At 34.1% G+C, this 22,722-nt stretch carries 19 protein-coding genes and 1 pseudogene; 19 read left to right on the top strand and 1 reads right to left on the bottom strand.

Features of this window, described 5'->3' with window-relative positions:
- Nucleotides 1–289: 289 nt before the first annotated feature.
- Nucleotides 290–1,183: an NmrA family NAD(P)-binding protein gene (locus C8P67_RS14885; RefSeq protein ID WP_115813957.1), complete on the top strand. Its 894-nt coding sequence runs from the start codon at nucleotides 290–292 to the stop codon at nucleotides 1,181–1,183.
- Between the two features lie 289 nt (nucleotides 1,184–1,472).
- Here the strand turns inward: C8P67_RS14885 and C8P67_RS14875 are convergent, their stop codons facing one another.
- The gene (locus C8P67_RS14875; protein ID WP_115813955.1) at nucleotides 1,473–2,369 is read right to left on the bottom strand and encodes a helix-turn-helix domain-containing protein; all 897 of its coding nucleotides are present in this window, start codon (nucleotides 2,367–2,369) and stop codon (nucleotides 1,473–1,475) included.
- A 181-nt stretch (nucleotides 2,370–2,550) separates the two neighbouring features.
- On the opposite strand from C8P67_RS14875, the gene C8P67_RS14870 reads away from it, so the two are divergent.
- The 18 genes and pseudogenes from C8P67_RS14870 (at nucleotide 2,551) to C8P67_RS14785 (ending at nucleotide 22,542) form a co-directional block, all read left to right on the top strand.
- A complete protein-coding gene (locus tag C8P67_RS14870; protein WP_115813954.1) occupies nucleotides 2,551–3,528 on the top strand; it encodes an aldo/keto reductase in 978 nt (325 codons plus the stop codon).
- Between the two features lie 30 nt (nucleotides 3,529–3,558).
- Nucleotides 3,559–4,017 carry a nuclear transport factor 2 family protein gene (locus C8P67_RS14865; RefSeq protein ID WP_115813953.1) on the top strand — a complete coding sequence of 153 codons (459 nt, stop codon included), beginning with the start codon at nucleotides 3,559–3,561 and terminating at the stop codon, nucleotides 4,015–4,017.
- Nucleotides 4,018–4,040: 23 nt separating this feature from the next.
- Nucleotides 4,041–5,093 (top strand): NAD(P)-dependent alcohol dehydrogenase, encoded by a 1,053-nt coding sequence (locus C8P67_RS14860; RefSeq protein ID WP_115813952.1) that lies wholly within the window; start codon nucleotides 4,041–4,043, stop codon nucleotides 5,091–5,093.
- A gap of 32 nt (nucleotides 5,094–5,125) precedes the next feature.
- Entirely contained in the window at nucleotides 5,126–5,965 is an 840-nt protein-coding gene (locus C8P67_RS14855; RefSeq protein ID WP_115813951.1) for an aldo/keto reductase, read from the top strand.
- Between the two features lie 107 nt (nucleotides 5,966–6,072).
- Nucleotides 6,073–6,447 (top strand): nuclear transport factor 2 family protein, encoded by a 375-nt coding sequence (locus tag C8P67_RS14850; protein WP_115813972.1) that lies wholly within the window; start codon nucleotides 6,073–6,075, stop codon nucleotides 6,445–6,447.
- A 20-nt stretch (nucleotides 6,448–6,467) separates the two neighbouring features.
- Nucleotides 6,468–7,439 (top strand): aldo/keto reductase, encoded by a 972-nt coding sequence (locus C8P67_RS14845; RefSeq protein ID WP_115813971.1) that lies wholly within the window; start codon nucleotides 6,468–6,470, stop codon nucleotides 7,437–7,439.
- Between the two features lie 7 nt (nucleotides 7,440–7,446).
- Nucleotides 7,447–8,022, top strand: coding sequence for an NAD(P)H-binding protein (locus tag C8P67_RS14840; protein WP_115813950.1), 576 nt, complete (start codon nucleotides 7,447–7,449; stop codon nucleotides 8,020–8,022).
- Nucleotides 8,023–8,459: 437 nt separating this feature from the next.
- Nucleotides 8,460–8,792, top strand: coding sequence for an ArsR/SmtB family transcription factor (locus C8P67_RS14835; RefSeq protein WP_115813949.1), 333 nt, complete (start codon nucleotides 8,460–8,462; stop codon nucleotides 8,790–8,792).
- Nucleotides 8,793–8,803: 11 nt separating this feature from the next.
- The gene (locus C8P67_RS14830) at nucleotides 8,804–9,289 is read left to right on the top strand and encodes a GNAT family N-acetyltransferase (protein WP_115813948.1); all 486 of its coding nucleotides are present in this window, start codon (nucleotides 8,804–8,806) and stop codon (nucleotides 9,287–9,289) included.
- 46 nt (nucleotides 9,290–9,335) lie between these two features.
- Nucleotides 9,336–9,782: a DUF6428 family protein gene (locus tag C8P67_RS14825; RefSeq protein WP_115813947.1), complete on the top strand. Its 447-nt coding sequence runs from the start codon at nucleotides 9,336–9,338 to the stop codon at nucleotides 9,780–9,782.
- A gap of 25 nt (nucleotides 9,783–9,807) precedes the next feature.
- Complete coding sequence (locus tag C8P67_RS14820) at nucleotides 9,808–10,440, top strand: arsenate-mycothiol transferase ArsC (RefSeq protein WP_115813946.1); 633 nt, start codon at nucleotides 9,808–9,810, stop codon at nucleotides 10,438–10,440.
- 2 nt (nucleotides 10,441–10,442) lie between these two features.
- Nucleotides 10,443–11,510 carry an ACR3 family arsenite efflux transporter gene (arsB, locus tag C8P67_RS14815; RefSeq protein WP_115813945.1) on the top strand — a complete coding sequence of 356 codons (1,068 nt, stop codon included), beginning with the start codon at nucleotides 10,443–10,445 and terminating at the stop codon, nucleotides 11,508–11,510.
- Between the two features lie 593 nt (nucleotides 11,511–12,103).
- The gene (locus C8P67_RS14805) at nucleotides 12,104–12,907 is read left to right on the top strand and encodes a T9SS type A sorting domain-containing protein (protein ID WP_245980467.1); all 804 of its coding nucleotides are present in this window, start codon (nucleotides 12,104–12,106) and stop codon (nucleotides 12,905–12,907) included.
- A gap of 5 nt (nucleotides 12,908–12,912) precedes the next feature.
- Entirely contained in the window at nucleotides 12,913–19,827 is a 6,915-nt protein-coding gene (locus C8P67_RS14800) for an RHS repeat-associated core domain-containing protein (RefSeq protein WP_115813943.1), read from the top strand.
- Nucleotides 19,827–20,447, top strand: a complete 621-nt coding sequence (locus C8P67_RS14795) for a hypothetical protein (RefSeq protein WP_115813942.1) — start codon at nucleotides 19,827–19,829, stop codon at nucleotides 20,445–20,447. The genes C8P67_RS14800 and C8P67_RS14795 overlap by 1 nt, the downstream gene beginning before the upstream one ends.
- 549 nt (nucleotides 20,448–20,996) lie before the next feature.
- Entirely contained in the window at nucleotides 20,997–21,575 is a 579-nt protein-coding gene (locus C8P67_RS14790) for a hypothetical protein (protein WP_115813941.1), read from the top strand.
- A 156-nt stretch (nucleotides 21,576–21,731) separates the two neighbouring features.
- Nucleotides 21,732–21,836, top strand: a pseudogene (locus C8P67_RS22160) (REP-associated tyrosine transposase); the annotation flags it as partial.
- A 109-nt stretch (nucleotides 21,837–21,945) separates the two neighbouring features.
- Nucleotides 21,946–22,542, top strand: coding sequence for a hypothetical protein (locus tag C8P67_RS14785; protein WP_147298241.1), 597 nt, complete (start codon nucleotides 21,946–21,948; stop codon nucleotides 22,540–22,542).
- The last annotated feature ends 180 nt before the right edge of the window (nucleotides 22,543–22,722 follow it).

The following is a 22,722-nucleotide window of genomic DNA, read 5'->3' as shown; positions in this document are numbered from 1 at the left end:
TATGTCGTTTGAAAATGTGTTCACTCATCAAACAAATATACTAATCTTTGAGCATCACCCCGAGGCAGAGCCTCGAGGAATTCTTTTGATTAAAACTAATTTCCATTTTCCACCTACTACATCAAGTGTATCTTGAATAGTTAATTTAGCATGCTTGTGCAGTTGTTCAACTGTATTGTTTGAATTATTTTTCATATACTATCCTGTATGTAACTACTATCCTTTATGTAATTGATAACAAATATATAGTATCAAGGCATAACTTTACAAAAAAGTAAATAAAGGTTTTATGGGAAATAGTATAAATAAAAAGTCAAGAGTACTAATTATTGGAGCTACTGGACGTATCGGCTCTTACATTATAAAAGAATTAGATAAAAACAATGAAGGAATTATTGTTCGTCTTTCTTCTAAGGATAAGCATATCGTAGAAAAATGGCAACATGAAGGTCGCGAAGCAACTGTATTGGATTTAGATAAGCCGGATACATTTTTATCTGCTTTAGAAGATGTTGATCGTGTTTTTTTATTGACAAGTTACACCTCAGATATGCTTCGCCAGAGCAAAATGCTTATTGATGTTTCTGTTGATGCAGGTGTGAAACATATGGTTCATTTGGGAGTATTTACGTCTCGCAGAGATTTGATACCTCATTTTAACTGGCACGATCTGATAGAGTCTTATATAGAGTCAAGTGGTTTGTCTTGGACACATATTCATCCAAACGTAATTGCTGATTCGAGTTTAGTGGTTGATCCTCCAATTAAGGAAACAGGCTCATTTACAGTTTTCAATAACGATATGCCACAAGGATGGTTTTTTGCATCAGATATTGGCGCTGCTTCAGCAGCAGTATTGCGTGAGGGGCCAAAAAAGCATGCCGGAGCGAACTATTTTTTAAGCATTGAACTTTTAACAGGCTCAGAAGTAGCAAAGATTCTTTCGGAAGTATCAGGAAAAGAAATTAAGTGTAACGTAATGAATGCTGAAGCATTAAAAGTTCATACAGATCAAATTCCATCAGTTTCAATAAGAACATATATGGAAAGTGCTAATATCACAATGCAGTTGTCCACAGAAGGGAGAATGAAAGCACAGGAAGTAATAAGAGATGATGTGCAAACCATTTTGGGACGTCCAGGACTTACAATGGCTGAGTGGGCAAAACAGAATTTAGCATGAGTTTTACTTCTTTAGAAAAAAACCTTAGTAATATTTTATATTATATTTTCAAAAAACGTCAAAACAGGTATTAAGTGTTCGAGTGCAAACCCTGACAGCCCACAAAAGACAAATAACGCCATTGGAAGACAGTGGCGTTATTTTTTTATACTTCTGTAAAAAAAATAAAATTGGCTTCTTTGCAAATCATTCAAATAAATCTGTAGCTAACTATTATATAAATATCATGCAAAATATTTATGAATTAGCTATTAGCAGTAAATAATTAAAATTTAATCTTTCCGAATACTCAATTTAAATTTCGGTATTCATTTGGTGTATAGCCTGTATTTTTCTTGAACATTCGATTAAAATGCTGCGGATATTTAAAACCCAGTTCAGCAGCAATTTGACTAACGGACTTATCGGTATCAAAAATCCTTTCCTTAGCCAAATTGATCAATTTTAATTGAATATGTTCCTGCGCCGTTTTCCCGGTTTCTTTTTTAATTAAATCACCAAAATAATTGGGTGAAAGATGTAAATGATCGGCAAAATAGCCAACTAACGGAAGACCAACTTCCTGTGCCGTATCGGATATAAAATAATCATTCAGCAAATTTTCAAATTTTGATAAGATATCGGTATTTATATTTTCACGGGTGATAAACTGTCTGTCATAAAATCGGATACAATAATTAAGCAATAATTCAATATTGTTGGTTATGATGCTTTTGCTGTGTTTATCAATAGACTGACTTAATTCGTATTCTAATTTAGTAAACAAATCTTTTATAATTTGCTGTTCTTTCAATGATAAATGAAGCGCTTCGTGAGAATCATAAGAAAAAAAGGAATACTGGCTGATATGTTTCCCTAAAGAAGTTCCTTTTATTAAATCAGGATGAAAAAGTAATGCCATTCCGGTAGGTTCATAATCAATGGGATTATTGACTTCAATAACTTGCCCCGGAGCAATAAAAACCATTGTTCCGTCATCATAATCATAATTGTTTCTTCCGTATTTTAATTCGCCGCATTTTCCAGCTTTTAGGAAAATTGCATACAGTCCAAAATGCATACGGGTATTGTTGGGCAATGCTTTCGATTCAGAATTGTTAAATACACTTATTAACGGATGCTGTGTTTCAACACCTTTAAGATCATTGTATTGCAAAATTTTGTCTATGGTTATAATCTGTTCCATCTCCGTTTTCTTTAAAATTATAGTACAAATATAGTGTTCAGATTATTAAGAAGTTAGCGGGATTGTCCAAATCGGTAAAAATGGTACTAATAACCGTAAGATGTTTTATAATGGTCGTTTGGTATTGAAGGAACTTTGTACCGTCAAAATGTTAGACAGATTAATTTAAAAAAATAATAAAATGAAAACTAGAAAATTAGGAACACAAGGATTAGAAGTATCAGCTTTAGGAATGGGCGCTATGAACCTTAGTTTTGGAACAGGTAAAGCTGCCGATATTAATGATGGAATAAATGTAATTCGTTCGGCTTACGATAAAGGAATTACCTTTTTTGATACTGCTGAAGCGTATGGTCCTTTCACAAATGAAGAATTGGTTGGAGAATCTTTAAAACCTTTCCGAAAAGACGTAATTATTGCCACAAAATTCGGAATGATTTCAGATACAGGAATCAACAGCAAACCAGAACACATCCGAAAAGTGGTTGAAGCCTCTTTAAAAAGACTGCAAACCGATTATATCGATTTATTGTACCAACACAGAGTTGATCCAAATGTGCCAATTGAAGACGTTGCCGGAACTATAAAAGATTTGATTCAGGAAGGAAAAGTAAAATATTTTGGACTTTCAGAAGCCGGTGCAGAAACCATTCAGCGTGCGCATATCATTCAGCCAGTTTCAGCTGTTCAAAATCAATATTCAATCTGGACAAGAGAACCGGAAGCCAAAGTTTTACCGCTTTGCGAAACATTAGGAATCGGTTTTGTGCCTTGGGCGCCAATTGGAACTGGTTTTTTAACGGGCAAAATTACGCCAGACACAAAATTCGACAGCGATACGGATCTTCGTGCCGCTTTCCCACGCTTTACTCCAGAAGCAATCAGAGCCAATATGCCGGTTGTAGAATTGCTTACAAAAATTGCCAATAGAAAAAATGCTACGCCGGTTCAAGTGGCATTGGCTTGGTTATTAGCTCAAAAACCGTTTATCGTACCAATTCCTGGAATGGATAAAATTGAATATTTAGACGATAATATCAAATCGGTAGCTTTGGAATTAACTGCCAATGATTTGCTTGAAATTGAAAACGGACTTGCATCAATTACTTTTCAAGGCGCAAGATTAAACGAAGGTTTATTAGGATTATCTGAAGAATAAAAAAGTACAAATTAATTAAAGAATCAGACAATGAAAGAAACAGATCTAGACACAAGAATTAGTACAATTGAAAACAAGATCGCAATAAAGGAATTAGTTGATACTTTTTCCTTGGTTTCAGATAAAAAAGATAATGTTGCTCAGGCTTCATTTTTTACAGAAGACGGAATTTTAACATCAATTATGGGCGATGCAACTTTTACTTTCACGGGAAGGAAAGAAATTGAAGATGGTTTTGCCTCAATATTAGCACCGTTGGAAACCGTTTGGCATCACAATGGACAACTCTCAATTACCATTGACGGAAATAAAGCGACAGGATTTTCTTATTGCCTTGCAACACTTATTGGTACAGAAAATAATAATAAGTATCAAAGAACCATTGCGGCAAATTATGCAGATGAATATGTGAAAGAAAATGAGCAGTGGCTTATTTCAAAACGTACAGCAACCGTGGCTTGGGAAGAAACGAAAGAAGTAAAAATTTAATAACGATTTAAATAATTATAAAGATGCAGACTAAAGATATTAAAGCTTTTGGAACAACGAGAGCCAACGAACTTTTAAACGAAATGACAATTCAGCGCAGGGTTTTACTGCCGCATGATATAGAAATGGAGATATTGTTCTGCGGTATCTGCCATTCCGATTTACATCAGGTAAAAAACGATTTTGGAGGTTCAAATTACCCAATGGTTCCCGGACACGAAATGGTTGGCCGAGTTACTGCAATTGGAAATCACGTAAATAAATTTAAAGTAGGAGATTTGGCTGGAGTAGGCTGTATCATTGACAGTTGCCGTGAATGCGATTACTGCGCCCAAGATGAAGAAATGTTCTGCAAAGGCGAAGTATTATCGTTCAATTCGCCAGATAAGCATTTAGGAGGTTCGTCTTATGGAGGTTATTCCGAAAGTTATGTAGCCGATGAGCGATACGTTTTGCACGTTCCAGAAAATCTGGATCTTGCAGCGACAGCTCCTTTATTGTGCGCAGGAATTACTGTTTATTCGCCGTTTAAGCACTGGAATATTGGTCCGGGAAAAAAAGTGGGTATTTTAGGAATTGGCGGTTTAGGACATTTAGCCATAAAAATAGCAAAAGCGATGGGAGCGCACGTCGTAGTTTTTACAACATCGCCGGCTAAAGTTGAAGATGCTAAAAGATTGGGTACAGACGAAGCGGTTTTGTCTTCTGATGCTGCGCAAATGGCAAAATATACAGACAGTCTGAATTTAATATTAGATACAGTTTCTGCCAATCACGATGTAAATATTTACCTGAATCTTCTAAAAGCAGATGGAAGTGTCGTATTGGTAGGACTGCCAACTGATGCAATTCCAATTGGAGCTTTCAATGTGGTAAAAGGAAGACGCAGTTTTTCAGGATCAAATATTGGAGGAATTGCCGAGACACAGGAAATGCTTGACTTTTGCTCAAAACACAATATTACCGCAGATATTGAACTTATAAAAATTCAGGAAATTAATGAAGCATTCCACCGTCTTGAAAAAGGTGATGTGCATTATCGTTTTGTAATCGATATGGCTTCGTTAAAAAAATAGCATTTCTGTTCAACCTTTAAATTAAAATAAAAATGAAAAATATCACTTTAAATAATGGAGTTGAAATGCCAATATTGGGTTTTGGAGTATACCAAATTCCCGATGCCCAAGAATGTGAAAAAAGTGTACTGAATGCTATTGAATCAGGTTACAGATTAATTGATACTGCGGCAGCATATGGAAATGAAGAAGCGGTTGGTGCCGCTATTAAAAAAAGCGGCGTGCCTAGAGAAGATCTTTTTATTACAACCAAACTTTGGGTATCAGATACAGGTTATGAAAAAACAAAAAAAGCATTTCAGACTTCACTGGATAAACTGCAGTTGGAATACCTGGATTTGTATCTAATTCATCAGCCTTATGGAGATGTTTATGGTTCGTGGCGCGCAATGGAGGAATTGTATGAAGAAGGAAAAATAAAAGCAATTGGAGTAAGTAATTTTCAGCCTGACCGAGTTATAGATTTAATCATTCATAACAAAATTGTTCCCGCAATTAATCAAATCGAAACGCATCCTTTTACACAGCAAATTGAAACACAGCGTTTTTTAAAAGAAAATAATGTACAGATAGAAAGCTGGGGACCTTTTGCCGAGGGCAGAAATGAAATGTTCACCAATAAAATATTGGAATCACTTGCAGTTAAATACAACAAAAGTGTAGCTCAGATTATTTTGCGCTGGCTGATACAAAGAGGTATTGTTGCCATTCCAAAATCAGTAAAAAGAGAAAGAATCGAGGAGAATATCAATATTTTTGATTTCGAATTAAGTAAAGAAGATATGAACATTATTGCTACTTTGGATACTAATAAAAGTGTTTTCTTTGATCATCGTGATCCGGAAATTGTAAAATGGATTGGTGGCAGATAACTTTTTGATTAATAATAATGAAAGTACTCATGCTGTTTTTACTTCTGATATTCGTTTTAAATTCATCCAATTTATATTCACAAGCAACTTCAAAACAAAAAAATGCTATGGAAAATGATTCTGATAAACAAGATATTCTTGCAACAACCCGACAATTGACTGATTTGATGATTGAAAGGAATGTTTCTGAACTAAACAAAATTTTAGATCCAAATTTCACACTAACGCATATAACGGGTTACGTACAATCAAAAGCAGAATGGTTTTCGGAAATTGAAAGTGAACGGATGAAATATTACGCCTATAAAGAAGTAAAAGCTTCTATTAAGATTGATGGAAATAAAGCCGTTTTTGTGGGGCAGAATGTATTGGATGCCCGAATTTGGGGCTCGCGAAATAATTGGCGTTTACAGCAAATTATGAATCTTGAAAAAAGAAACGATAAATGGATTATTCTGAAATCTGTCGCAACCACATTTTAAATAATTTAAAAAATAAAATTATGGAAAAGAGAATTTTAGGCAAAGGATTAGAAGTTTCAGCTCTTGGAATGGGCTGTATGGGATTAAGTTACGGTCCGGCAACAGACAAACAAGTGGCTATAAAATTAATTAGAGAAGCCTACCAACAAGGAATCACTTTTTTTGATACGGCTGAAGCTTATGGAAGAGCCAATGAAGAATTGGTAGGAGAAGCTTTGAATCCGTTTCGGAAAGAAGTTGTTATTGCAACTAAATTTGGTTTTAAAGAAGGTGAAGTCAGCAAAGGATTGGACAGCCGTCCGGAAAATATCAGAGCCGTTGCAGAAGAATCTTTGCGACGATTAAAAACTGACGTAATTGATTTATTTTATCAGCACAGAGTAGATCCAAATGTTCCGATGGAAGATGTGGCGGGGACTGTTAAAGATCTTATTCAAGAAGGAAAAGTAAAACACTTCGGACTTTCGGAAGCGGGTGTCGGGTCTATCCGAAAAGCACACGCCGTACAGCCCGTAACGGCTTTGCAAAGTGAATATTCGATTTGGTGGAGAGAACCGGAACTGGAAATTTTACCAACACTTGAAGAACTCGGAATCGGTTTTGTTCCGTTTAGTCCACTTGGAAAAGGATTTTTAACTGGAGCAATCAATGCAGATACAAAATTTGACAGCACCGATTTTAGAAATATTGTTCCGAGGTTTACCGAAGAAAATAGAAAAGCAAATCAGAAACTAATTGATTTATTGGCAGAAATTGCTTCTCAAAAACAGGCAACTCCCGCACAGATTGCATTAGGCTGGCTTTTGGTACAAAAACCTTGGATTGCACCAATTCCCGGAACGACAAAATCACATCGACTGACAGAGAATATTGGTGGAGCTTCTATTGATTTGTCTGCAAGTGATATTAAGAAAATTGATTATGCATTTGCACAGACAACGATACAAGGAGATCGCTATCCGGCACATTTGCAAAACAGAGTTGGAAAATAAATAAGCTATGAAAAAAATATTAATAATTGGCGCTGGCGGAAGTCTGGCAAAATATGTAATCACTGCCATAAAAGACCTCGAAAATATTGAACTAACATTATTTCTTAGAAACAAAAACAGTTTATCAAAACAAGAATCTGAAGATTGTACCATTATCGAAGGTGATGCAATGAATTATAATGATTTAAAAACAGCTATTGCGGGACAGGATATTGTATATGTAAATCTTGCAGGAAATCTGGAAGCTATGACAAAAAACATTGTAAAGGCAATGCAGGAAAATGAAGTAAAGCGGATTGTTGCAATAAGCTCTATCGGAATTTATGAAACGCCTTTGAAACCCGTTTTGGTTCCCTATAGAAAATTAGCAGATGTAATTGAAGCATCAGGTTTAGATTATACGATTTTACGTCCAGATTGGTTTACAAATGGAAATGAAATAGATTATGCTATTACTCACAAAGGAAATCCCGAAACTGGTTCGGCTATTTCCAGAAAAAGTATTGCAGCTTTTATTTCAACAATTATTAAAAATACTGATTTATATAAAAATGAAAATTTAGGAATCAGTAGACTAAATTAAAACTATAATATAATTTAGGTTTAATAGTCGAAAAATAGTTAGCAAAAATAGAAGTAATACCAGTGATCATATAGGATTTTAATTTTTATAAGACCTACATTAAGTTATCAAAAAAGGTTAAAATAGGGATTAAGTGTTCGATTGCAAACCCTGACAGCCCACCAAGAAACTCCTTAAGAAATTAAGGAGTTTTTTTATGCTTTATTTTTTAAAAATCTTCGCAATTTCGAAAAATTTATAAAATTTAAAAGTCCCAGAAGTAAAATACCGATCCGTATTCCGCTAGGACTGGTACTTGCTGGAAAAAGTGTTCGAATTACAGTAGGTCTTGTTTTCCTCTTATTATCCTTAAAATAAATTATCATTTAAAAAAAATCTCAAAAACACAGATCGATTAAATTAAATATCGTAATATTGCAATATAAATATAAAACGATATGGGAGCGACAAAAACAGATCATTTTGCAGAAAGCCAAAACGAACTTGCCGTTTTAGCTAAAGCATTAGGGCATCCTGCCCGAATAGCCATTATTGAGTATCTCCTAAAAGTTGATGCTTGTATTTGCGGTGACATTGTAAATGAACTTCCTCTTTCTCAGCCAACGGTATCACAGCATCTTAAAGAATTAAAAAATGCGGGTGTGATTAAGGGCAATATAGAAGGAAATTCCATTTGTTATTGTATCAATGAACCTGGGTTGGAAAAAATAAAAGGATTCTTTGAGCACATAACCAATCATCTTGAAAAAAAGAGAAATAACTGTTGTTAATTTAAACGAATATGGAAATCCGAAAACTATTGGTTACTGATTGGGATCAGGTTAAATTAATTTATGAAAAAGGCATAGCTACAGGAAATGCTACTTTTCAAACTAGTGCTCCATCATGGGAAGAATGGGATCAATCACATCTCACAAGTTGCAGAATTGCAGCTGAAATTGATGGTGTATTGGCAGGATGGGCTGCACTCACGCCAGTTTCTTCGCGCTGTGTTTATGCCGGAGTAGCAGAGGTTAGTGTTTATGTTGACCCATTGTATTCTGGCAAAGGAATTGGACTTTCTCTATTAAACAAACTTGTAACCTTAAGTGAAGAAGAAGGATTGTGGACTGTGCAAGCAGGGATTTTTCCAGAAAACAAGGCAAGCCTCCGCATACATGAAAAGGCTGGGTTTAGGATATTAGGTATCAGGGAAAAAATCGGAAAACAGAATGGAATTTGGAGAGATACAGTTCTATTAGAAAGGAGAAGTAAACTTTTCAACTAGTTCCAATTATTCAAAATAATAATAGTTTAATTAAAAATTAGAAATCATGAAACTTTCAGAAATTAAAGAAACACTAAAAACTGTTGAAACAGTAAATTTTGAATTACCAAACGGGACTTTTGTTCCTGAGTATTTTCATGTTACTGAAGTCGGTTTGATAACCAAAAACTTTATTGATTGTGGTGGCACAGTTAGAAAAGAAACCGTTGCTAACTTTCAACTTTGGGATGCCAATGACTACGACCATCGACTAAAACCACAAAAACTAATTCACATTATTGAGCTTTCGCAAAAAGTTTTAGGTATAGACGATTATGAAATCGAAGTAGAGTATCAAGACACTACTATCGGAAAGTATGAACTTGGTTTTAATGGCAATAATTTCATTTTGTCAAACAAACATACTGCTTGTCTTGCACAGGAACAATGTGGCACCGCTTCAGAAAAAACTAACATGGCAAATTCATGCACTCCAGGAGCAGGTTGTTGCTAATATTAAAAAACAATAGAAAGTAATTATGATTATTAGTAAAAATACCCTTTATCCAGAAATTGAAACTGTGATTCGTTCTTTTGACTTTGAACAAATATCCGATGAACGTAAAAATACTTTGCAACCATTAGTAGACTACATTCAAAACAAGGTTAACAATAAAGAAGAAATAAGACTTAATTTAATTTGCACTCATAACTCAAGAAGAAGTCATTTATCACAAATCTGGGCGCAGACCGCAGGTGCTTTTTACAATGTAAAAAACTTATTTTGCTATTCAGGGGGTACAGAAGCTACAGCTTTATACCCAATGGTCGCAGAAACTTTGCAACAAACAGGCTTTCAAATCAAAAATATATCAGAAGGAAAAAATCCGATTTATTCAATAAAGTTTTCAGCAAATGAACACCCTGTTATTGGTTTTTCTAAAACCTATGATGATAACTTTAATCCTGCAAGTGATTACGCAGCAGTAATGACTTGTTCAAGTGCCGATGAAGGATGCCCTTTTATTTCTGGAGCTGAAAAACGTATCGCAATTACTTTCGAAGACCCAAAAAATTCTGATGAGACACCTCAACAAAAACAAATTTATCAGAAACGAAGTCTTCAAATTGCAACTGAAATGTTTTACGTCTTTTCTCAAATTAAACAATAATTATGTCTGCTAATAATTGTACACCATTGGTAGAAAGAAAAAAGCTAGGCTTTTTAGACCGTTTTTTAACTCTTTGGATATTCATTGCAATGGCAATTGGAGTCACAATTGGTTATTTTATACCATCAAGCAGCGGATTTATTAACTCATTTTCAAGCGGAACAACGAACATTCCTTTGGCAATTGGTTTAATCTTAATGATGTATCCTCCATTGGCAAAAGTAAAGTACGAGCAAATGGGCGAAGTGTTCAAAAACACTAAAGTTCTAGGGGCATCATTATTCCTTAATTGGGTTGTGGGACCAACATTGATGTTTTTGCTGGCCTTACTTTTCCTTAAAGGATATCCCGAATATATGATTGGTGTAATATTAATTGGTTTAGCACGCTGTATCGCAATGGTCGTAGTTTGGAATGATTTAGCTGAAGGGAATCGGGAGTATGGAGCAGGATTAATTACATTAAACAGTATTTTTCAGGTTTTACTTTACAGTGTTTACGCTTATATTTTCATTACAATTTTGCCACCCTATTTTGGTTATAGAGGTTTTGAAGTAAATATTAGCATCGGGCAAATTGCCGAAAGTGTAGGTATTTATCTGGGTATTCCATTTGCACTCGGAGTAATTAGCCGATATACATTAATCAAATTAAAAGGCGAAGAATGGTTTCAAACTAAATATGTTCCTATAATATCTCCAATAACATTAGTTGCATTGTTATTTACAATTTTAATAATGTTTAGTTTAAAAGGCGAACTTATTGTGCAAATCCCCATGGATGTTGCCCGTATTGCAATTCCATTAGTTATTTATTTTGCTGTAATGTTTGTAATTAGTTTTTTCATTGGAAAATATTTTGGTGCTGATTACTCAAAATCAACAGCAATTGCATTTACGGCAACTGGAAATAATTTTGAATTAGCAATTGCAGTAGCCATTGGTGTTTTTGGCATCAATAGCGGACAGGCATTTGCAGGTGTAATTGGTCCTTTGGTAGAAGTGCCTGCACTTATAGCACTGGTTAATCTTGCTTTTTGGTTTAGAAAAAAATATTATACTTCTATCTAATAGTCAATTTCTTTAAATCTTACAGAAAATGGTTCGAAAATAGGTTCGTAAGGACCGCTGTGAGGGATAACATTTCTGTTATCCCTCTTTTTTTGTATATAAGATATCCTCTTTCCTCCATTTTACTGGCATTATGAGAAAATATATCCAGCACTGCAGGTGTTCGATAGATACCCTGTTCATAGTATAAATTGCCATCGAACACCATGTTTACAAATTCATGTTTCTGTAAATTAACAAATAAAACACTCGGTTTTTCTACAGCCCTCGGAAGTTGACAACAACTGAACATAACATGTATATTTTTAGAATTTTGTCCAAGCTACTTGAATGAAAAATGTAAAGTACTAATTTCTTAACATTGAATATTAGCAGTTTTATTTTACAAAACATGATAAATGTCAGTTTTTATCTCTTAATATATTCTTAAAATTACCGAATCTTTTAGGATATAAAAAACCACATACTTTAAGTAGATGACAGTATGTTGATGTGATAAAGATCATTTTATTAAAAAAGCTAATCTTAAAAAAAGTATCTTTTAATGAAATTTTAATGCATAAAAGATATTAATGTAAAAATCAAAATATGTTATGAAAAAAAAACTACTCTTATTACTCTTATTGCCTATTTTAACTTTTAGCCAAAATTACTCCGATTTTTCACAGTCTATTAGTCTTGCTGATTTGACAACAACTAGTTCTGGAGGAGCAGGTGGCTCCATATCAATCATCAATAATACTCTAACAGCAAACTTCAGTGGTGGCTGGGCATCAAGTCCAATGAGAGTCGGGGTTATAAAGCATCTGAATATAACGCCTGTTATTTCTTATTTGGATTTAGGATCAATTTGGAACAATACTAAGACAGCTATGATTGGCTATTTTGCCAAGATAGAGAATAACGACCTAATCTTTTTCACGTATGGTTCTCCTACTTTGACTACAGGCTGCAGTTTAAATTTCACGAAAACTTTTCCTAATTCAACTATATCCAAAATCACCTTTACGTATGATAATGCAGGTAACCAAACCAGTAGAACGTTATGCCTTTCTGGCTGTACATCTAAATCAGCGACCCAATCAAAAGAGATGGTTAAAGAGATTGCAGCAATTACGGATGATGATTTGGAAAAATTTTCTTCAGAAGATGTTATCTCCTATTATCCAAATCCAGTAAAAGAGGAACTCTTTCTTAAATGGCAGCAAGCTGAAGATAATTCTGTTTCATCCATAGTTGTTTATGGGTTAGATGGTCAAGTATTAAAAACATATCTGGAGAATAGGAATATAAGCACCCAAAATATTTCTTTTCAAAGCTACCCAATTGGTATTTATATCGTTGCTTTAATTTATACAAGCGGTGAACAGAAGACAATTAAAATTATTAAACAATAATATATATGAAACAGTTTTACTTACTCCTTTTTAGTTTTATTAGTTATGTCACATTCTCACAAAATTTTACTGACACTAAAGGGGAATTACAAATTTCTGCTTCGGGTACAGCAACATATACATTACCAATTGCTATTCCGCCCAGTATCAAAAATGTAGCACCAACAATAAACCTTACCTATAGCAGTGGCGTTCGGGGAGGTATAGCTGGTCAAGGCTGGAGTATCAATAGTATTTCTGCCATCAGTCGTATCGCTACCCGTAGGGATATAGATGGATTTGTTGATGGAGTCGACTTTGATGATAATGACAAGCTTTCTCTTGACGGACAACGTTTGCTGTTGAAAACAGGAACTTACTGGGCTGTTGGATCTACCTATGAAACCGAATACAAAAGCAACACTAAAATTGAATTAAAAATTGAAAATGGGAATACAATACTTTTTGTTGTTACAGCTCCAGATGGTTCTAGAAGCTGGTATGGAAGTTCGGGTTCTGGAACATACCAAAATTCAGTTTCAGTAAATTCATGGTATATTGTGCGTTATGAAGATGTCTATGGGAATTTTATTAATTATAACTATAAAACGATAACCTATAATAGTACCAATCAACTTTATATTGATACTATTGTTTTTAGTGGTAATACAATTGCTGGTATTGCTACTCAAGATAAAATTGTATTTAATTATGTTCCTGCGCAGCGTATTGAAAGAGATTATATGAAAGGGACAGCCGTTTATGCAACACAAATCCTGAAATCCATAGCAGTTTATGCGAACAATTCACCTTTCCGAACTTATAAATTATTGCATACTGTTGATGATTTAGGTTATGAAAGGGTACAAAAGTTATATGAAGTTAATGCTCAGAATGAAGAATCTAATCCTGTTGTCTTTGAGTACAATACTACTCCTACAAGTACTACAAGGATTGAAAAAAGTTATACAAACAACCTGGCATTTGATCAGGTAGATCTTGCAGGAGATTTCGATGGTGATGGCAGGATGGATTTTGCAGCTAATAATCAGGTTTATACAAATTTGTTTAAAAATAATACAGGAAATACTCCTGTCAGTTTATCCTTTACAGGTGAAAATAGGCAAAAGTTTGTAGCGACTACCCTGACTAATGGAAAAATTAATCAGTTTCAATCTATTGTGTTTGCAGATGAAACCGCATCACAGATTAATTTTAAAATTTATAATCTAAATCCTAGCGGAAGTGGCTTTCCAATTGGGAGTACTAAAATTGTTAATTTCAATAATAATTATACGGGTTATCAGTCAGATCTAAATTATCAAATAGATGCAGGAGTGGATGATGGAAGTATTTTTCAAGATTGTACGCTCCCAGCAAAAAAGCAATCCATTGAATATGTAGAGGGCGATTTTAATGGTGACGGCATCAGCGAAGTACTTATTACCAATAAAACCAACGAAAAATATTACTATGTTACAAAAACACGCCATAGTGCTGATCCTAAATATTTTGAAGAGGTCTATAACGAAGAATACGGCTATTGGTCACTACAACCTGTATATGAAATTGTTTCGAGCCAATGCGAAGTTAGAATGGTAGATGATGGCAATAAAGAGTTTTATTTGTTAAACTTAGATACAAATGCCTCCACTACCCTCGGAAGCAGTGGTTATTTGAAACTGGCAAATGATGCTGTTTTAATAGGAGATAAAAGAATCGTAGCAGATTTTAACGGTGACGGAAAATCAGATGTATTTGTAATCAATAATAATGGGACATATAAAATAATATGTTTTAAACAGCTTACGGTATCACCTTGGGTTGAGTTGGAAGTAATAGGTTCTGGAACATTAGATCAATATTCTTCTACTAAACAAATACTACTAGGTGATTACAACGGGGATGGAAAAACAGATATTATGTTGCCTACCAGTGAAGGCGGTGAAGGACAGACTCAATGGAACATTTATTATGCTAATCCAAAACCAGCGGGAGGAGATTTTTTTACAAAAGAGATCCAAAACATTGCAGAATACTGGCCAGATACGGGCAGTCACTATAAAACTCAAAGACATTGGAGAAGTTATTATGCAATGGATATCAATGGCGATGGAAAATCAGACTTGGTTATGGTTAGAAGGGAATACTATAAGGAAAAATGGACCATCAACGATCATAATACGATGTGGGAGGTGACGGCATATACCAATAATATTGGGAAGAACACGGGATCAGGATTTTCATTAACTTATGATTCCGGTGCTTTTAACTCTAACTCTCCTGAAGTTCCAATTCCTATAACATCAAATTACAGATACCAAGGAGCAAATACAGATTTAGTAATTGTCCGTGGACATTATAATTGGATTGAATATTATCAATTCAATAAAGATCTTGATACTGATAACAGATTAAAATCAGTAACAGAATCGAGTGGCAATATCAAACAAACCATTGATTATTTACCGATGGAAGCTTCTGATTATAAATTAGGATTAGTAACCGATTTTTATTCTTCTGCTAATGCTGTTACCTATCCTAATATTGAGATTATTAGAAACTCTAATAGCTATTTGGTATCAAAACTAACAGCTACCATTAATAATGTTTCCAAATATCAAGATTTCAGATACCGAGGTTTAGTGTCGAATTACAATTATGGAATGGTTGGTTTTACCAGAACAACCAGGAGCAGCTGGTATTTACTGGATTCAGATCCTAAAATCTGGACGACACAGAATAATGATGTAACGCTAAGAGGGGCCAATACCATTACCTGGGCCAGCACACTGGGATCAACGGTTTTTGCTGCGACCCCAACAAACTTGATTAGTACCAAAACAAATGTTTTTGCTACATACACCAATCCTACCTCAAAAGTATATAATGTGCTGCTAAGTTCGCAAACTTCATTAGATGCCCTCTCGGGTATAAAATCCGAAAGCACCTATACGTATGACGGTCTTGTTAATGCAGCTAGCTATTATGGCCTGGAAACTAAAAGAGTCACTAAACAATACAGTGGGGTAACTTTGCAGGGCACCACTACTGTTGATACTAAATATGATAGTAATACAACTGGAACTGATTATTATATCGGCAGACCCAAACAGGTAAATACTTCGGCCAATAATGTAACTTCAAACGATACTCGGACCTCCGAAGAAATTTATACCTATACAGATTCAAATTTAACCAAAACCGAAAAAAAAGGACATAATACCTACGCCATTGTAGAGGACATGACCTATGATGCAGTAGGTAATTTATTGACTAAAACAGTTTCAGCTCCTGATGCTCCAGTTGCTGAAGCAGTAACATCGAGAACCATTAAAGATGAATACGACACAACGAAACGATTTGTAGTTAAAAAAACGGATCATCAGAATTTTGTAACCAATTTTACTTACAATACACTGGGACAGGTAAAATATTCCAAAGACTATATGGGTGTGGTTAGTGATTTTACGTATGACAACTGGGGAAAATTACTTACTACTACGGTTTCGAATGCTTCAGTTACACCTATTGTAACAGCAATTGTATATGCAAAATTAGCTGACGGTGGCTATACAACTACCACTACAAATAATCAGGATGCCAAAACTATAGTTCAATACGATGTTTTGGGGAGAGTAGTAATTAGCACAACCAAAGGTTTTGCAACCAATTCACTTATATCAAAGCAAGTTGTATATGACGGATTAGGCAGAAAACAAAAAGAGAGCGAACCATATTTTTCGTCTCCCGGTTTTTGGACGGCTTATGAGTATGATTATCTAATGCGTCCGACAAAAATAACGGCTCCAACAGGTAAAATACAAACATTAACTTATTCCGGATTAACTACCACCAGCATTGATGATGGAAAAACTACTACAGCAACTGTAGATGCGTTAGGTAATAAAACTCAAACTACAGATCCTGGAGGGGCTATAACTTTCATGTATTATGCCAATGGGCAATTGAAAGAGTCTAACTATCTGGGCAACAAAATTGAAATGAAAATTGATGGCTGGGGAAATAAAATTGAACTAACGGATCCAAGTGCGGGTACTTATACTTATAGTTATGACGCTTTTGGCCAGTTAAAAAACGAAACTACTCCAAATGGCACAACTGCATTTATTTATGATGACGCTGGAAGAACTACTGATAAAACAATAAACGGAACGGGCACCGACAGCAAAACGACGTATACCTATAATGCTTTCAATCAACCAACAAGCAGTACATATACTGATAATTTAGAATCAAAGACAACTACCAATACTTATGAATATGACAATTTAAAAAGAGCTTTTAAAACAACAGAAACCACACCTTATGCTACTTTTATCAAGTCGGTCGCGTTTGATAATCTGGGTAGAATTGATAAGGAGACATCCACTGCAACGGCATATGGGAAAACGAGTGCCAAAACAGTGAAAAATGTCTATCAAAACGGTTTTCTATGGAAGATATTGGATAACACTAACCAACAGGTGTTGTGGCAAACCAGTACAGTAAATGAAAGAGGACAGCTCTTAACTGCTTTATTAGGTAATGGAATTACAATAACAAATGACTATGATATTTATGGTTATTTAAATTATACAAAGCATGATTTAGGCTCAGTTAATGTAATGAACCATGGAACTAGTTTTACTACTAAGCGGGGTAATTTATCACTCAGGACTAACAGTTTATTTGGTCAAAATGAGACGTTTGATTATGATGCCCAAGATAGATTAACGAAAATTACTGCAAATCTATCTTTAGTTAATAACACTTTTAGTACTGCCGATCCCGAAGGATATCAAACTGAAGGAGGTGCTACTATGAATAGTTCCGGAGGACAGCTAGTAATTCAGGGTACTGCAAGCGGTGCTACAGTAAAAAAGATATTATCAACTGAAGCTGTTATAAGTGATGTCATTAGTGTAATTTTTAGTTTTCAAAAAGTGCAGGGTACTGATGCTTATAATATATACATTCAGGAAGAAAATCCTTCCGATGGAAATGTAGTTAAATATTTGAAAAAGGCTGCTGTAAATGGGATAATTACTTTTACGCATACTGTTACCCAATACTCTACTATTTCGTTACGAATAGAAAAAGTGAATACTACAGCAATAAATGTTTGTCTTATTGATAACGTTGTAGCTACGAAGACTCAAATTTTAACGCAAGATTATGATGATAAAGGCAGGATTGCGAAAAACAACCTGGGAACCTATGAATATGACGGAACCAAAACCTATAGAAACAAATCGATAAGTGCTACTCTTGATGCAATTTCATATTATACCGTAAGACACGATCAAAACATAAGTTACAACACGTTTAAGAGTCCTGTATTGATTGAAGATGTAGGTATTGACAAAATCAGTTTTACCTACAATGATGGCAATGACCGCAGCAGTATGTTTTATGGAGGACTGCAGGATGACAAACTACTAAGAACCTACCGCAAGCATTACTCTGCTGATGGCACTATGGAGGTTAAGCAAAATACTGTTACAGGAGTAACAGAGTTTGTTACTTACATAGGCGGGGATGGCTATAGTGCGCCTGTAGTATTAAAAAGTGACGGCACAACCCAAAATTATTTATATTTACACAGAGATTATCAGGGTACTATAGTAGCCATAACCAATCAGGCAGGGACAGTTGTAGAGAAACGCTTGTTTGATGCATGGGGAAATATTGTAAAAGTACAGGATGGCTCAGGAAATATACTGGCTGGATTAACGGTTTTAGACCGCGGTTACACAGGTCATGAACACCTGCAGAGTGTAGGACTGATACACATGAATGGGCGTTTATACGACCCTAAATTGCATCGATTCCTGCAGCCTGATAATTATGTACAGCAGCCTGAAAACACCCAGAATTATAATAAGTATGGCTATTGTCTAAATAATCCATTAAAGTACACGGATCCTAGTGGGGAAATCATTCCCTTTTTGGCAGCAGTTGCTATTGGTGCAGCGGTATCAGCGCTTACTTATACACTGACAGCATTGTTAGCCGATGTCCCTTTTAGTATTGGCGGTTTGGCAAAAGCTACTTTCATAGGCGCTGCGAGTGCAGCGGTTACGTTTGGGATTGGCAGTGCTTGTAGTACTATAACTAACTTCTATGTTAGGGCTGCCGTTAGTGCTGTTGTACACGGTACTTTTCAGGGAGGTATGACCGCAATATCAGGTGGTAAGTTTTGGAGTGGTTTTGCAGCTGGAGCATTGAGCAGTATAGCGAGCAGTGCTTGGCAAGGTGGAGGTTCTACAAGTAATTATCACGGGGCAGGCAGCTTTGCAAATTCTGGTGGCGGTATGATTGCTTTTGGCACAGTTGCAGGTGGTGTTGGAGCAAAGCTTACAGGAGGGAATTTTTGGCAAGGTGCTGTTACTGGATTATTCGTAAGTGGGCTCAATCATTTTGCTCATAAGGCTATAGTGCGAGGTATGATTTATGATAGACTTAAAACAGCAGGAATTGAAGATCCCTATGCAGAAGCAAGCTATGCAGGATTGAGTTTAGAAGAATTTGGTTTGAAAGTATTTCCTGATTTAATGAAACTAGCCAACAATCCTGAATTTGAAAAGAAAGAAACAATTGATAGTAAAGGCTCTTTAGGCCTTACTCCGGTTGCGAGTAACGATTTGACAGGTGAACAGACATTTAGAGGCCCTGTTCAGATTGCAAGAGCCTCATTTAGAAGCTATATGCAATTAGCAAGTACTATTGGACATGAATTAAATCATGTTATAGATTGTGTAAATGGTAATATGACAGCTTGGTTCAGACATGGAGGAGAAGAATATCGTTCTGCAATGACGGAGTCGAATGCCTACAATTGGGTCAGTATTAATAGAGGTTATTATGATGCGCCAACTTATGCTGATAAATTACATACTGTGAGACTTTATAATAAATTGTTTAATTGTTTTAAATAATGAAAGTATTATATTTTATAATCGTACTATTTCTTTTTGGGATAAAAAGTAATAAAAATCATTCTAATTTTGAATTACAAATACTAGATAAATATCTAATAAACGGAAAGTGTGTAAATGTCATACTCAAAAACAATAGCCAATCAAACTATTGTTTTGTAATGGATACTGTCTACTATGAGAGAGACCGTCCAGGATTTGAGATTACAATTCGGAACACAAAAGTAATTCTTTTAGATTCGAAAAACTTTGAAGTTCCTCTTTTAAGAGATGTCTATTTGCACGATATAGATAGCAATAGCATATTGAAAAATGAAATTTATCTAAAAAAACAAACTTGGGTTAACCCTTTTAGAATTTTAACAGTTAAAGCGGGAAAATCAATTAAATTAAGAGTTCCATTTGATTTAATAATTAAGTATAAGTTTTTAAGTGAAACAGCTGTTTTTCAAATAGATAAAAATAAAAGATATCTAGGAAGAGTAGAATATATGATTCAAAAAAACTATATAGAAAAATATATCTCTAAACAAAAAATAGATTCATTAAACAAAAAAGGTTACAAGTTTTTTGTAGGAAGTTTAAAATCTAATAGAGTACCATTAGTTATTGAGAAATGATTGATATAATAGTGTATATGTTTACTGTGATAAGTCTTTTGGTTAGTGGACTCAACCACTCAATGCATCAGATTGACGGAAATGGTTCAGGAAACCCAATAAAGTAACCTTGGGACACCAATGAAGACGGTATTTTATAAAAAAGTGAAGCTGATAATTGGTGGTTGAATGGTAATGGAGTAGAGATTAATGTTGATAATAGATTAATTGACTGGTCTGGATGTTAAGGCTACGAATAAATTTTCAATTGAAACCCACGAAGCATTTATAAAATTAAAATACGAAACTTCTGCAACATAGGGAGGGACTTCATTTAAAAAAAACTGGTTTATTTTCAATAGAAGTACAAGATCAGCCCTATCATTATGATTATAGAGCAAACAATAAATAGTATTAAAAATGTGGTAAGAAATTTGATGACACGAATAGAAGAACCTGTAGGACAAAACCCTAGCACGGGAGCTTTATATACAGGGAAAGATTTTATGATACATTATCTAAATCCCTCAATAAGTGTTTTTAATTTACGCTAAAATTAAAAAAAAGTATATGAAAATTATAAGAAAAAATCTATTATTCATCTTTATAATTTGTTTTGTTAGTTGCAAAGATGAAACAGATTTGGGAAATAATTTTTATTATTTACCTGACTATGAGTCGAAAGATGTTGGTTGTCCTTATGGTTCAATTGTTTATAAGTCAAAAGAAAAATATGCCTTTGAGAAGACATTTGTTTATACTGATATAGTAGGTATCAACAATAATGATAGTTATATAATTGTAAAACAAATTCCAAATAAAAAATTATTACTTCAAAATATAAAAGACGATTTAAACGATCTAAAATTGTGGAGCAATTACTATCTTGAAAGTAAAAAGGGCAGTTTAGTTGATTTGATTTATAAAAAAACATCCATCTATGATATTCATAAATTAATTAAAAATAAGGATACAGAAATAGTTGTAGATAGTATTTTTAAAAATGATTCTTTCTGTAAAAGTATGTTCAGAAATAAAATCAATTATTATATTATCCAAAAAGATAAAGACATAGTTTTTGGACCATTAACATTTAATGAATTTGAAGTAATGAAAAAGAATAAAAATATAGATTTAGATTTTAAATAATAACAAGAAACCAATGGCGCAGATATGTTCTCACAACAATAGCGCAGAATTGCATTCTGTGCCCGCAACGATGAGACACAAAGCTAAGCTAAGTCACATAAAAAAACTGTAAATAATTTTTATTTATAGCTTTTTTATGTGTTCTAAAATAAAAAAGTGTCAACAAAATACAAAGCAACCACAACCAAAGAAGCCTATTTTGTAACAATAACTACTGTAGGATGGATTAATGTTTTTACAAGATTGAACCATCAAGTTATTGGGCTTCTAATGGAAAAGTTCAGTATCGTTCTAAAGGTATAACTTATTATGGACATTATAATATATAGCAAGGCGGATCCCTTATAAATAGTATTAAAAATAAATAAAAATGAAACATATATTATTACTTGTTATTTGTATGCTAGTTTCATGTAAAAAAGAAAATGGCACTTATAATAAAAAAGAAAATAGCAATATTTATAAAATGAGTAGTCTTGAAAAAGATTTTCATAAATCAAATTATTTTAATGAAGAAAGAATAAAAAGGGATAAGTTTCTAGTTACTTCTAAAGGAGACAACCTAGCATATAGTGAACTAGAGTTATATTATTCTTATAATAATCTAAGAAAAGATGAAATACTACCATATTCATTAATGATGGTCGAAAAATTTAAAAAATATAAATATTGCACTAATTTGTTTGAAGATTTTTTGGAATTTTATTCTGGAAAATCAAATAATTATGATGGAACAGAAAAAAGTTTAATTGATTATTTAGGAGGAATAAATAAATTAGATGAGAGTCAAAAACGATATTTAATTTATTTTTTAAATATTGGAGCCAAAAATAATGATTTTGGAAGTGTTAGATATTTAGAAATTATTTACAGAAATGGTCTAGGTGTTTCTGTTAATACGAAAAGTGCAGATAGTCTTAAGTCCTGTATTAAAGAAAAATTTCCAGCTAAACGAGGAGAACGTTAAAAAAGGAATGTTTTAAAAGCCAATTGATTTGATCAACGATAGGCAGAATTGTATTCTGTGCCCGCAACGATGAGACACAAAGCTAAGGTAAGTCACATAAAAAAGTGTCAACAAAATACAAAGCAACCACAACCTAAGAAGCCTATTTTGTAACGATAACAACTGTAGGCTGGATTAATG

Source organism: Flavobacterium aquicola (genome assembly GCF_003385115.1).
Classification (GTDB): Bacteria; Bacteroidota; Bacteroidia; order Flavobacteriales; family Flavobacteriaceae; genus Flavobacterium; species Flavobacterium aquicola.
The sequence above is the reverse complement of the archived record's forward strand: the minus strand, read 5'-3'. Positions and strand labels throughout refer to the sequence as shown.